Consider the following 12,355-nt stretch of genomic DNA (forward strand, 5'->3'; position numbering starts at 1 on the left):
GACGTTCCTCGCTCCGGCACTCCCTCCTCCGTCGGTCGCTTGTCGCTCGTCGCTTTCGGCGCCGGCGCGCCCTTCGGCTCGGCGCGGGGTGCCTCGCGTGCTCGCCTCCGGGCGCTCGGATCCGGCGCCGACGTTCCTCGCTCCGGCACTCCCTCCTCCGTCGGTCGCTTGTCGCTCGTCGCTTTCGGCGCCGGCGCGCCCTTCGGCTCGGCGCGGGGTGCCTCGCGCGCCCGTCAGGGCGGGCAGCTCGACGGGCTGGGCCGGCTCGGCGACGGTCGGCTCGTGGGCGAGCAGGCCGGAGATCTTCTCCAGGGCGGCGGCGGCCGACTGGTAGTTGTTCAGGAACATCGCCAGCTGGTCGATCGGTTCGTAGAGCCGGTGCAGGTAGAGGACGAAGCCGGTGAGCACGCCCAGCTCCACCGCGCCGTCGGTGACCAGGAAGGCGCCGAGCAGGACCACGCCGGCGGTCCAGACGTTGGCGACGGTGCGGGAGAGGCCGACGTAGCGGGCGATCTCCAGCAGGCCGTCCGCGGTGGCGGTGGCCGACTGCCGGTTCACCTCGGCGAAGGCGGCGTCGTTGGCCCGCTCGCGGCGGAACGCCTGCACCGGGCGGATGCCGTTCATGGTCTCGGTGAAGCGCACGATCACCGAGGCGGCCGAGGTGCGCGAGCGGCGGTAGACCCGGCGCGAGCGGACCCGGAACGAGCGGGCGATCAGACAGAGCGGCAGGAACGAGAGCAGCGAGACCAGGCCGAGCTGCCAGTCCATCACCAGCAGCAGCACCGAGATGTAGAAGACCGAGAGGGAGACCGTCAGCAGTTCCTGGAGGCCCTCGGAGAGCAGCTCGCGCAGGGCGTCCACGTCGCTGGTGGCGCGGGAGATGATCCGGCCCGAGGTGTAGCGCTCGTGGAAGTCGAGGCTGAGCCGCTGGGCGTGGCGGAAGATCCGGCCGCGCAGGTCCAGCAGGATGTCCTGGTTGACCCGGGCGCTGATCCTGATGAACGCCCACTGCAGCACGGTGCTCAGCACGGCGCAGGAGAGATAGGCGGTGACCACCGCGACCAGCGGGCCGGCGTCGTGCTCGCGCAGGGCCGGGACGCCCCGGTCCATCGCGATGGCGACCAGCAGCGGGCCGGACTGCAGAGCGGCCTGCTGGACCAGGATCACCACCATCGCGATGGTGACCCGGGCCCGGTGCGGGCCGAGCAGTGAGCGCAGCAGCGCCCGGGGCGCGCCCGGCGGGACGGGGATGTCCTCCTCGTCGACCGGGGGCGGCAGCTCGTCCTCGGCCGGCCGGCTCTTCTGGGCCCGTTCGGTGGGCTCGATCGTGGTGGTCATCGGGCGGGACTCCCCTTCGGTACGAGGGCGGCCTCGCCCGACATCAGTTCGCGGTAGCGCGCCGAGGAGCGCAGCAGCTCGTGGTGGGTGCCGACGGCCTCGATCCGGCCGTCCGCGAGGACGGCGACCCGGTCGGCGAGCAGGACGGTGCTCGGCCGGTGGGCCACCACCAGGGCGGTGGTGGAGCCGAGCACCTGGCGCAGTGCCCGTTCGACCAGTGCCTCGGTGTGCACGTCCAGCGCGGAGAGCGGGTCGTCCAGCACCAGGAAGGCCGGGTCGCCGACCACCGCGCGGGCGAGCGCGAGCCGCTGGCGCTGGCCGCCGGAGAGGCTGAGGCCCTGTTCGCCGACCTCCGTCGCCACTCCGTCGGGCAGTTTGTCGACGAAGCCGGCCTGGGCGGTGGCCAGTGCGGCGGCCAGCCGGCCGTCGTCGGCGCCGGGCGCGCCCATCAGGACGTTCTCCCGGACGGTGGCGGAGAACAGGGTGGGCTCCTCGAAGGCCACCGAGACCAGTTCGCGCAGCCGCTCCCGGGACAGTTCGCGGATGTCGCGGCCGTCCAGGGTGATGGTGCCGGCGGTGGCCTCGTACAGACGGGGGAGCAGCGCGGTGAGCGTGGTCTTGCCGCTGCCGGTGGCGCCGACCAGGGCCATCGTCTCGCCGCTGCGGATGTGCAGGTCGATGCCCTGGAGCAGGTCGGGGGTGTCGGGCGGGGCGTCCGGGTAGCGGAAGCGGACGCCGCTGAGCCGGATGCCGTCGCCGGTGGTGCCCGGCTCCCGGCCGGGGGCGTCGGCCTGCTCGGGCCGGTCGGGCCGGTCGGCCGGTTCGGGCTCGTCCAGCACCTCGAAGAAGCGGTCGGTGGCGGTGGCGGCCTCGTTGGCGCTGGCGAGCAGCCAGCCGAGCGACTCGACCGGCCAGCGCTGCGCGAGCGCGGTGGAGAGGAAGGCGACCAGGGCGCCGGCGCTCAGCTCGTCGTGGGCGACCAGGTAGGCGCCGGCGGCGAGCGCGCAGCCGAGGGCCAGCTCGGGCAGGCCGACGACGACCGCCCAGAGGGTGGCCAGCAGACCGGCCTTCTTCAGCTCGGTGCGGCGCAGGTCGTGGGCCTGCGCGTGGAAGCGCTCGGTCATCGAGCGGTGGCGGCCGAAGGCCTTGAGGATGCGGATGCCGAGGATGGACTCCTCGACGACGGTGGCGAGGTCGCCGCTCTGGTCCTGGGCGAGGCGGGCGGCGCCGGAGTAGCCGGCTTCGAAGCGCCGGGTCAGCACGATCAGCGGCAGCGCGGGCAGCAGCACGATCAGCGCGAGCCGCCAGTCCTGGGCGAACATCAGCGCGGTGCCGGCCAGGAACATCACCGAGTTGACGATGAGGAAGACCAGCGGAAAGGTCAGGAACAGCCGCATGGTGTACATGTCGGAGGTGGCCCGGGAGAGCAACTGACCGGAGCCCCAACGGTCGTGGAAGGAGATCGGCAGCCGCTGGAGCCTGGCGAAGAGGTCGCCGCGCATCGCCGTCTCCAGCTCGGCCAGCGGGCGGGCCAGGAGCACCCGGCGGGTGTAGAACAGCGCGGCCTCGGCCAGGCCGAGCGCGAGCAGCAGGCCGACCAGCGGCCAGAGCGCGTCGAGGTCGTGGTCGGCGATCGGGCCGTCCACGATCCGGCCGAGCACCAGCGGGACGCCAAGCAAGCTGAACATGGCGAGCAGGGCGGCGGTGATCGAGGCGGCCAGCCGCCAGCGGACCGCCCGGGCGTAGGGCCAGAGGCGTAGCAGGGAGCGGGTCGTCGACCGGTGAGCGGGCGCGGCGGGCGCGGCGGTCTCGGTGGTCGGTGTGGTCGGTGTGGTCGGTGCGATCTGCTGGGGCTGGAGGCCAGGTGGGCCCTCCTGCCGCTGGCCCGGCGGTGGTGGTGCTTCGGGCAGCAGGGTGTTTAGGTTCTCGGCCATCGCGGTGAGGGTAAGCAGATATCCGGTCATTTCTCATCCGGGTTTCGGACCTATCGACGAGAACCGGCCACCTGTGCGGACCCGTACGGATCCGGGTGCGTGCCTGCCCGGCTCCGCCCGGTTCCGCCCGGCCCGGACGGGCCCCGACCGGCCCCGACCGGCCCCGCGCGGTCTCGGCGGACGGAATCACCCGGACGGGCGGGGCGCGTGCTGCCTTGAGGGGCGCGTGTGGCGAATGGTGCATATCGCCATGCTTCGTGCGCCTCTCGTGTGCACTCCGCAGCCACCCGATGACAACTTCTGACGGAAAGTCACTATGCTGACGAAGGAAGGCCGATGACGGTCACGACCGAGCGGGCTCCAGGAGCGGCGGGCCCCCGGGCCCGGACCCAGCAGAGCCTCAGTGCCGAGGCGGCGAAGAATCTCGCCACCACGACCAGGTCCGTACCGCAGATGCAGGAGATCGGCTCGCGCCGGCTGCTGCGGATGCTGCCCCGGGGCCCGGCGGCCGCTACGTCTGCGTCACCGGCTGTTCCGACGACGTGATGGGTCTGCGGCCCAGGGCGGTCAGCCGGATCGACGGGCACTACCTGCAAGGAGGGGAGTTTCCACTACCTGATGATCGTCGCCGACAAGGTCTGATCAGTCGCCGGCCGCGGGCGTGCGCAGCAGCTGGAGCGAGTGCCCGCCCAGCAGCACGGTGTCCTGCGGGCGGCACGTGGGTGCGGGCGCGTCCGCGGTGGTGTCGAGCACCGTCTCGTACGCCGTCTGCGGCGCGGTCCAGGGCTCGCCGGGCAGGGTGAAGGGCAGCGGCTCCGGGCCGGCGTTGAGCAGCAGCAGGAAGCTGTCGTCCTGCAACGGGCGGCCGGACGGGTCGCGTTCGGCCGTCGCGGCGCCGGAGAGCAGCATGCCGAGGCAGGCCGTCGGGGCGAACCAGTCGGCCTCCGTCATCTCCTTGCCCAGCGGAGTGAACCAGGCCAGGTCGGGCCGGCCGCCGGGGGCGGGGGCCCGGCCGGAGAAGAACGCCCGCCGGCGCAGCACCGGGTGGGCCCGGCGCAGCCGGACGAGCCGGGCGGTGAGCTCGCGCAGCTCGCGCGGGGCCGGGTCGTCCAGCAGCGACCAGTCCAGCCAGCTCACCTCGTTGTCCTGGCAGTAGGCGTTGTTGTTGCCGCCCTGGGTGCGGCCGAACTCGTCCCCGGCGGTGATCATCGGGACACCGGTGGAGAGCAGCAGGGTGGCCATCAGATTGCGCAGCTGGCGCTGCCGCAGGGCGGTGACGGCGGGGTCGGTGCTCTCGCCCTCGGCGCCGTGGTTCCAGGAGCGGTTGTCGTCGGTGCCGTCCCGGTTGGCCTCGCCGTTGGCCTCGTTGTGCTTGCGGTCGTAGGAGACCAGGTCGCGCAGGGTGAAGCCGTCGTGGGCGGTGATGTAGTTGACCGAGGCGTACGGGCGCCGCCCGCCGCGCTGGTAGAGGTCGGAGGAGCCGGAGAGCCGGTAGCCGAGTTCGCGGACGTCCGGCCGGGCGCCGCGCCAGAAGTCCCGGACGGTGTCGCGGTACTTGTCGTTCCACTCGGCCCAGAGCGGCGGGAAGTTGCCGACCTGGTAGCCGCCCGCTCCGACGTCCCAGGGTTCGGCGATCAGCTTGACCCGGCTGAGGACCGGGTCCTGGGAGACGGCGGCGAGGAAGGGGTGGTCCATGTCCACGCCGTCGGCGCCCCGGGCGAGTGCGGCGGCGAGGTCGAAGCGGAAGCCGTCCACGCCCATCTCGGTGACCCAGTAGCGCAGCGAGTCGGTGATCAGCCGGACCACCTGGGGCCGCCGGGTGTCCAGGGTGTTGCCGCAGCCGGTGTAGTCGGCGTAGCCGCGGGCGCGGTGCGGCGGGAGGCGGTAGTAGCCGGAGTTGTCGATCCCGCGCAGCGAGAGGGTGGGGCCGAGTTCGGCGCCCTCGGCGGTGTGGTTGTAGACCACGTCGAGGATCACCTCGATCCCGGCGGCGTGCAGCGCGCGCACCATCCGCTTGAACTCGCCGACCTGGCCGCCGCGCCCGCCGGCGGCGGAGTAGCCGGCGTGCGGGGCGAAGTAGCCGATGGTGTTGTAGCCCCAGTAGTTGACCAGTCCGCGCGCCTGGAGGTGGTCCTCGGAGGCGTGCTGGTGGACGGGCAGCAGCTCGACGGCGGTGACGCCGAGGCCGGTCAGGTGCTCGATCGCGGCCGGGTGGGCGAGGCCCGCGTAGGTGCCGCGCAGCTCGGGCGGCACCCCGGGGTGCCGCATGGTGAAGCCGCGGACGTGCAGTTCGTAGAGCACGGTCTCGGCCCACGGGGTCTTGGGCCGGTGGTCGTCGTACCAGTCGTCGTCGTCGTGGACGACCACGGACCTGGGCACGTACCGGGCCGAGTCGCGGTTGTCCCGGACGGTGTCCGCCACGTCGGCCTCGGGCCAGTTGCGGACGGCGCCGCAGACGGAGTCGTGGGAGGTGTAACAGCCGTCGATGGCCCGGGCGTACGGGTCGAGCAGCAGTTTCGCCGGGTTCCACCGGGCGCCGGTCCACGGGTCCCACCGGCCGTGGACGCGGAAGCCGTAGCGGGTGCCGGGCCGGACGCCGGGCAGGAAGCCGTGCCAGGTCTGGAAGTTCTGCTCGGTGAGCGGGTGCCTGCTCTCCTGGCCGTCCTCGTCGAAGAGGCAGAGCTCGACGGCCTCGGCGCCGGCCGCCCAGAGCGCGAAGTTGGTGCCCCGCCGGCCGTGGGCGTCGGTGCGGAAGCGGGCGCCGAGCGGTTGCCAGCTGCCCGGCCACGGTGGCTCGGCGGCGGGCCCGCCGTGCGGCCGTGCTGCGGCTTCCAGCTCCTGCCCTGACGCCATGGCCGTACCCTCCCTGAGCGGGGTGTCCCGGACCCCGTTCACTTCCTTGTTCCCTGATCCTGCTGATCGGAAGCCGCTGAACGGTGGCCTACCGGCGGATGGCCGTTCGGCGTCGGCCACGGGTGTGGGGTTTTCGCGGCCTCCGCGTGTCCTGTCGGGATTGTCCTCGTTGTGCGGGGTATCGGACGGACGTGGCGGGAGGCCCTGGAATGCGGCCGGGAGTACGGGTTTGGGCACGGCGTGCGGCGGCGCTGGGCTGCTGCCTGGCGGTGCTGACCGGGTGCACCGGCGGGGGCGGCCCGGCCGGGGGACCGGGCGGCGGTGACGCGGTGGCCGCGGGCCATGCGCCGCCGGCGGCCGTCTCCAGGGCGGTGGTCACCGTGCTGCCCGCCGACGGCGCCCAGGACGTTCCGCCGGAGGGCCCGGTCCGGGTGACGGCGGAGCAGGGGCGGCTGGTCTCGGTCCGGCTGGCCGACGCCAAGGGCACGGAGCTGCCCGGGACGGTCTCCGGGGACGGTGCCTCCTGGCTGCCGGACGGGCCGCTGCCGCTGGCCACCGCCTTCACCCTGGACGCGGTGGCCGAGGACGGGCGGGGCCGGCAGGCGGCCCGGCACGCGGCGTTCTCGACGGTGGCGCGGGCGCACACCTTCGTGGCCTTCTTCACCCCGGAGGACGGCAGCACGGTCGGCGTCGGCATGCCGGTCTCGCTGAGCTTCAGCCGGCCGATCACCGACCGCGCGGCGGTGGAGCGGGCGGTGGCCGTGACGGCGGAGCCTGCGGTGCCGGTGGCCGCGCACTGGTTCGGCAACCGGCGGCTGGACTTCCGTCCGCAGCGGTACTGGGAGGCCGGGACGAAGGTCTCGGTGGCGCTGCGGCTGAAGGACGTCCAGGGCGCGCCGGGCGAGTTCGGCACCCAGTCCAAGGACATCGTGTTCACCGTCGGCCGGGCACAGGTGAGCACGGTGGACCTGGACGCGCACACCCTCACCGTCCGCGCGGGCCAGGGCGGCACGGTGGTGCGGACGCTGAAGGTGTCCGGCGGCAGCCCGGACCACTCCACCTACCGGGGCGCGCTGGTGGTGTCGGAGAAGTACAAGGTGACCAGGATGAACTCGCAGAGCGTCGGGATGGGCGACGAGTACGACATCAAGGACGTGCCGCACGCGATGCGGCTGACCGCCTCCGGCACCTTCGTGCACGGCAACTACTGGGCCGATCCGAGGGTGTTCGGCACCGCCAACACCAGCCACGGCTGCATCGGCCTGGCCGACGCCAAGGGCGGGGGGAGCAGGGAGACCCCGGCGGGCTGGCTGTTCGAGCACACCATTCCCGGGGACGTGATCGAGGTGAAGGCCTCCGTCGGGGAGGTCGTCCCGCCGCAGAACGGCCTCAACGGCTGGAATCTGCCCTGGGACCAGTGGCTCGCCGGGAGCGCCCTGGCACCGGGGTGATCTTCACTCAGAGGCAACCCGGTGATTCACCGGCCTCCGCCCGGGATTCACTCATATGGCCCGGCTATCCTGCTTGCCGCGCCGAAGACCGGCGCGAAAGATCGCCGGTCAGGTGCAACCCGTCCGGGTAGTCGCGCGTCCATCAGGAGTGGACACCGGGAGGGGAGAGACCGTGAAGCCGGTTAGGGCGGCCGATGCCGCGATAGGGATCACCAGCCGTCGAATGCGCCGTGGTGCGGTGGCGCTGATGATGGGTGGGGTGTTGTTGCTCACCGCGGCCTGTTCGGACGACAAGGGCAGCGACAAGGGGAGCAGCAACGACACCGCGACGGCGGGTGGGACGGCGGCGCCGGGGCAGACCTCGGCCGAGCCGAAGACCTCCGCCGCGGTGCTGACGGTCGAGCCCAAGGACGGTGCCCAGGACGTGGCGCCGACCAACGCTCTTCAGGTGGCGGTGGCGAACGGCAAGCTCACCGCGGTCGAGGTGACCGACAAGGAGGGCAAGCCGGTCGAGGGGGCGATCACCGCGGACGGCACCGGCTGGAAGCCCAGCGCCGCGCTCGCCGTCGGCATGGCGTACAAGGTGAACGCGCAGGCGAAGGACGCCGACGGCCTGGTGGCCGCGTCGACCACCTCGTTCACCACGCTGACGCCGGACAAGAAGATCTCCACCAACGACAACATCACCGACAACGCCACCTACGGCGTCGGGATGATCGTCTCGGTGGTCTTCAACAAGGACGTCAAGAACAAGGAGGCCGTCGCCAAGGGCATCACCTTCGCGACCAGCGACGGCACCGAGGTGAAGGGCCACTGGTTCGGCGCCCGCCGGGTGGACTTCCGTCCGGCCGAGTACTGGAAGCCGGGTACCAAGGTCACCATCAAGTACCGGCTGAAGAACGTCGAGGTCTCGCCGGGCGTCTACGGTGACGTGGACAAGGACGAGCCGTTCACCATCGGCCGCTCGCAGGTCTCCACCGCGGACTCCGCCACCCACCAGATGACGGTGGTCCGGGACGGCGTGAGCAGCACGGTGCCGGTGACCCTCGGGGACGAGAAGAACCCGTCGTGGAACGGCACGATGGTCGTCATGTCCAAGGAGAAGGTCACGCGGATGAGCTCGGAGACCGTCGGCCTCGGCGGCGAGTACGACATCAAGGACGTGCCGCACGCGATGCGGCTGACCACCTCCGGCACCTTCGTCCACGGCAACTACTGGGCGAACCCGTTCGGCAAGACCAACGCCAGCCACGGCTGCGTCTCGATGCAGGACACCAAGGGCGGTGGTGACAACACGGTGGCGGGCAAGTTCTTCAACGACTCGATGATCGGCGACGTGGTCACCATCAAGAACTCCAAGGAGAAGACGGTCGCGCCCGACAACGGGCTCAGCGGCTGGAACCTCACCTGGGCCAACTGGTAGGCCCTGCCCCGGCGGTGGCTCCGGTAAAGCCACGGCCTGGAACGACGACCGGCCCGGTCCCCGCTACGGGGACCGGGCCGGCCGCCGTTTCCGGGCGGATCGCCGCCCGGACGACGAAACCTTTCCCGGGTGCCGGGGCATCTATCAGTCGGGGTCCGCGTGGTTCGGAGGCCAGCGCGGTTCAAGGATCCGCGGGTTCGCGGGTTCACGGGAGGAGTCGACAGTGAGATCGATACGCACGGTGGTGGCCGCCGGGGTGCTCGGCGGGGTGATGGTGCTGACCAGCGCCTGTGGCGGCGGGGGCAGCGGTAGCAGTGGGGACGGCGGCGCGGCCAGGGCCGAGCTGGGGGCCGGCGCGGCCGCGGGGGCCGCGCCGACCGCCTCGGCCGCCGCCCCGACGGGTGCGGGCGCGACGCCGAAGGTGTCGCGGGCGGTGCTGGACATCCAGCCGAGGAACGGCGCGGTGGACGTGGCGCCGAACGGCGCGCTGAAGGTCTCGGTGGCGGGCGGCAGGCTCACCACCGTCAAGGTGAGCGACCGGGGCGGCCAGGAGATACCCGGCTCCATCGCGGCCGACGGCGGCAGCTGGACCCCGGCCGCGGGCCTCGCGGTCGGCACCGGCTACCAGGTGAGCGCGATGGCGGCGGACGCCGACGGCGTGGTCGCCACGGCGGACAGCGCCTTCACCACGCTGACGCCGGAGCGGGAGGCCAAGGCGCGCGACAACGTCGACAACGACGCCACCTACGGCGTCGGGATGATCGTCTCGGTGGCCTTCGACAAGGACGTCAAGAACAAGGAGGCCGTCGCCGAGGGCATCACCTTCGAGACCAGCGACGGCACCGTGGTGAAGGGCCACTGGTTCGGCGCCCGCCGGCTGGACTTCCGCCCCGAGGCGTACTGGAAGCCGGGGACCAGGGTCACCGTCCACTACCGGCTGAAGAGCGTGGAGATCGCCCCGGGCGTGTACGGCGGTGTGGACCGGGACGAGCCCTTCACGATCGGGCGATCCCAGGTTTCGACGGTTGACGCCAGGACCCACCGGATGACGGTGGTCCACGACGGCCGGAGCTCCGTCGTGGACATCACCTCCGGTTCGACCGAGCACCCCACCTGGAACGGCACCATGGTCGTCATGTCCAAGGAGGGCGTGGTGCGGATGCAGTCCAGCACCCTGCCCGGGATGACCGGTGCGCCGTACGACCTGATGGCGCCGCACTCGATGCGGCTGACCGATTCGGGTACGTACGTCCACGGCAACTACTGGAGCGACGCCTTCGGCGAGGACAACGTCAGCCACGGCTGCGTGGGCCTCAAGGACGTCAAGGGCGGCGGGAGTTCGACCTCGGCGGGCGAGTTCTACGACGGCTCGCTCGTCGGCGACATCGTGACCTGCAGAATTCCTCGCGCGGCCAGGTGGCTCCGGACAACGGTCTGAGCGGTTGGAACCTGCCCTGGAGTGCCTGGTAGGAGCGGGTTCGCGGCAACCTGGGCTTGACGCGGGCCCGGCCCGGGTTGCATCCGGCATATGCCGACGCGGCGGTGATCGTTTGCTCATTGTCCGTACGCGGCCGCTTGCGTTCCGCAATGATGGACCGCATGGCGGGTTGGGGCGAAACAGATCAGTCATCACTTCAGGTGTCCAGCTTGGTCACCGAGGCATCGTGGATGTGCTTCCAGGAGGCGCTGGCGGCCCTGGAGAGGCTCAGCTCCAAGGAGCTGGAGCATATGTACTTCGACCGGCTGAGCGACGAGTCGGGGCCGGGCGAGGTGCGGCTCCCGTCCAGGCCCGAGTCCGGTCCGCTGGCCCGTCGGCTGGTGCTCTCGGTGCTGCAGACCTGGGAGCTCCACCAGCAGCTGGAGGTCGGCGAGCTGCTGACCAGCGAGCTGGTGGCCAACGCGGTGCGGCACGCGGCGGGCCGGACGATCGGCCTCCAGCTGGCGCGGAAGCCGGGCTGGCTGCGGGTGGAGGTACGGGACTCCTCGCGAGCGCTGCCCTGCATGATCCTGGCCGACACGAGCCCGGTCAACGAGCGCGGGCGCGGCCTCAGAATCGTCGACGACCTGGCCGACCGCTGGGGCGCCGACCTGATGCCGCGTGGCAAGAGCGTCTGGTTCGAACTGAAGGTCCGCGAGCGTCACTGATCCGCCCGGGAAAACATGTGGGGCCCCCGAGGTCACCGTGGTTCGGTGCGTGGGGGCCCCTGCAAGTCATCGCGCCGGCCAAGGGGGTGCGTGCCGCGCGATGGGCGACGGCTGCGCCAGGTCGGGCCAGCCGTAGTTCGCGCCCAGGGCGGGGTCACTGTCGTCCGCCGTTGGACTGCTCCGACTATCGCATGGATCTCAGCATGCGGGCAAACCAGATGGCTTCGATTGAAAGGCTTGTAACCTAGTTCACCTTTGGAATTTGCATGAGTTAACGCCACCGCCTGTGATTATTCACAGTGCCGAGGCAATGGCCTACTGGATCGTGCGCCACGGGTTCCGCAGCGAGAGCATCGGCGTGTCCACGCCCAGCTTGGCCGCGGTGCTGTGCAGTGACTCCCGCAGGTACGGGTAGAGCACCGTCACACCGACCTTGTCGACGAACTGCTGCTGGAGGTCGGCCGGCAGCTCGAACGGCTCGCCGACGGAGAACGCGGCCACCGCGTCCACGGCGAAGTCCGCCTGGGCGCTGCCCAGCTCCAGACGGCAGCGCACCTCCAGGGTGGTGCCGTCGTCGCCCTGCCGCAGCCACACCAGGAACGTGGTGCGGTTGTCGGCCTCGTCGCGCGGCTCCTGCTGATCGAACAGGCGGCGGCCCGACACCTCCAGGAAGGTGACCTCCTCCAGCTCGGTGGCGTCCGCGATCTCGTCGAACGTCCGGAAGCGCCGCACCTGCCGCCGGGTGGACAGGCCCGCCATCAGACCGTCACCGGCCGCTGGCTGTCGTCGCCCCAGGCCGCCGGCCTGGCCCGGTGGCCGCGCCCCCGGACGGCCACCTGGACGTGCACCTCGACCGGCGCGGGCTTCCAGGCGGGCGTGAGGTCCGCACCGGTGTGGTCGACCATGCTGTGCAGCCGGGCGCCGACGGCCCGGGCGTAGCGCTGCAGGGTCGAGTAGCGGGCGTCGCCGCCGACGCGTTCGAACTCCGAGACCGTGGACTGGGACGTCCCCATGCGCTGCGCCACCTCGCGTTGGGTGAGGCCGCGCTTGGTCCGGGCCACGACCAGCGTCTCCACCAGCTCGGCGTAGGCCTGTGCGTCCTCCAGGCCGGCTGCGGTGCGGGGATCGTCCGGATCGATGCCGAGAAGATCATGCAATGTGGGTGCCATGGTCGCCCTCCCCTCCGAGTGCTTCAACATTATCGCCCAAAG

9 protein-coding genes and 1 pseudogene are annotated in these 12,355 nt (G+C 71.8%); 5 read left to right on the plus strand and 5 right to left on the minus strand.

Translation table 11 applies throughout. The features are described 5' to 3' along the window. Nucleotides 1-1,338: ABC transporter ATP-binding protein (locus tag ACIP82_RS19585; RefSeq protein WP_400654671.1), on the minus strand; the 1,338-nt coding region annotated here is incomplete at its 3' end. Further along, on the minus strand, nucleotides 1,335-3,272 hold the full coding sequence (locus ACIP82_RS19590; RefSeq protein WP_363604875.1) for an ABC transporter ATP-binding protein: 1,938 nt from the start codon (nucleotides 3,270-3,272) through the stop codon (nucleotides 1,335-1,337). The genes ACIP82_RS19585 and ACIP82_RS19590, both read right to left, overlap by 4 nt. A 336-nt stretch (nucleotides 3,273-3,608) precedes the next feature. Between ACIP82_RS19590 and ACIP82_RS19595 the strand changes: the two are divergent. Then, nucleotides 3,609-3,767 (plus strand): annotated as a pseudogene (locus tag ACIP82_RS19595) (Crp/Fnr family transcriptional regulator); the annotation flags it as partial. 147 nt (nucleotides 3,768-3,914) lie between these two features. Here the strand turns inward: ACIP82_RS19595 and glgX are convergent. Then, a complete protein-coding gene (gene glgX, locus ACIP82_RS19600) occupies nucleotides 3,915-6,125 on the minus strand; it encodes a glycogen debranching protein GlgX (RefSeq protein ID WP_363604876.1) in 2,211 nt (736 codons plus the stop codon). Between the two features lie 209 nt (nucleotides 6,126-6,334). Between glgX and ACIP82_RS19605 the strand changes: the two genes are divergently transcribed. The 4 genes from ACIP82_RS19605 (at nucleotide 6,335) to ACIP82_RS19620 (ending at nucleotide 11,144) form a co-directional block, all read left to right on the plus strand. Beyond that, nucleotides 6,335-7,576: an Ig-like domain-containing protein gene (locus tag ACIP82_RS19605; protein ID WP_363604878.1), complete on the plus strand. Its 1,242-nt coding sequence runs from the start codon at nucleotides 6,335-6,337 to the stop codon at nucleotides 7,574-7,576. Nucleotides 7,577-7,826: 250 nt separating this feature from the next. Continuing rightward, nucleotides 7,827-8,999: an Ig-like domain-containing protein gene (locus ACIP82_RS19610; RefSeq protein ID WP_400654785.1), complete on the plus strand. Its 1,173-nt coding sequence runs from the start codon at nucleotides 7,827-7,829 to the stop codon at nucleotides 8,997-8,999. Nucleotides 9,000-9,222: 223 nt separating this feature from the next. Beyond that, entirely contained in the window at nucleotides 9,223-10,437 is a 1,215-nt protein-coding gene (locus tag ACIP82_RS19615; RefSeq protein ID WP_400654675.1) for an Ig-like domain-containing protein, read from the plus strand. A gap of 149 nt (nucleotides 10,438-10,586) precedes the next feature. Beyond that, the gene (locus tag ACIP82_RS19620; RefSeq protein ID WP_400654678.1) at nucleotides 10,587-11,144 is read left to right on the plus strand and encodes an ATP-binding protein; all 558 of its coding nucleotides are present in this window, start codon (nucleotides 10,587-10,589) and stop codon (nucleotides 11,142-11,144) included. Nucleotides 11,145-11,459: 315 nt separating this feature from the next. Here ACIP82_RS19620 and ACIP82_RS19625 read toward each other — a convergent pair whose 3' ends face one another. Both ACIP82_RS19625 and ACIP82_RS19630 read right to left on the minus strand, forming a co-directional pair. After that, nucleotides 11,460-11,903 (minus strand): hypothetical protein, encoded by a 444-nt coding sequence (locus ACIP82_RS19625; protein ID WP_400654681.1) that lies wholly within the window; start codon nucleotides 11,901-11,903, stop codon nucleotides 11,460-11,462. After that, complete coding sequence (locus ACIP82_RS19630) at nucleotides 11,903-12,313, minus strand: helix-turn-helix transcriptional regulator (protein WP_363604884.1); 411 nt, start codon at nucleotides 12,311-12,313, stop codon at nucleotides 11,903-11,905. Before ACIP82_RS19630 ends, ACIP82_RS19625 begins: the two co-directional genes overlap by 1 nt. Nucleotides 12,314-12,355 lie beyond the last annotated feature (42 nt).

It is taken from the genome of Kitasatospora sp. NPDC088548 (genome assembly GCF_044753005.1).
In the GTDB taxonomy this organism is placed as follows: Bacteria; Actinomycetota; Actinomycetes; order Streptomycetales; family Streptomycetaceae; genus Kitasatospora.

Excerpts from the sequence above, each read along its gene's own strand:
- ACIP82_RS19605 (WP_363604878.1), top strand. The coding sequence starts at position 6,335 with ATGCGGCCGGGAGTACGGGTTTGGGCACGGCGTGCGGCGGCGCTGGGC.
- ACIP82_RS19620 (WP_400654678.1), top strand. The coding sequence starts at position 10,587 with ATGATGGACCGCATGGCGGGTTGGGGCGAAACAGATCAGTCATCACTT.
- ACIP82_RS19625 (WP_400654681.1), bottom strand. The coding sequence starts at position 11,903 with ATGGCGGGCCTGTCCACCCGGCGGCAGGTGCGGCGCTTCCGGACGTTC.
- ACIP82_RS19630 (WP_363604884.1), bottom strand. The coding sequence starts at position 12,313 with ATGGCACCCACATTGCATGATCTTCTCGGCATCGATCCGGACGATCCC.
- ACIP82_RS19610 (WP_400654785.1), top strand. The coding sequence starts at position 7,827 with ATGGGTGGGGTGTTGTTGCTCACCGCGGCCTGTTCGGACGACAAGGGC.
- ACIP82_RS19590 (WP_363604875.1), bottom strand. The coding sequence starts at position 3,272 with ATGGCCGAGAACCTAAACACCCTGCTGCCCGAAGCACCACCACCGCCG.
- glgX (WP_363604876.1), bottom strand. The coding sequence starts at position 6,125 with ATGGCGTCAGGGCAGGAGCTGGAAGCCGCAGCACGGCCGCACGGCGGG.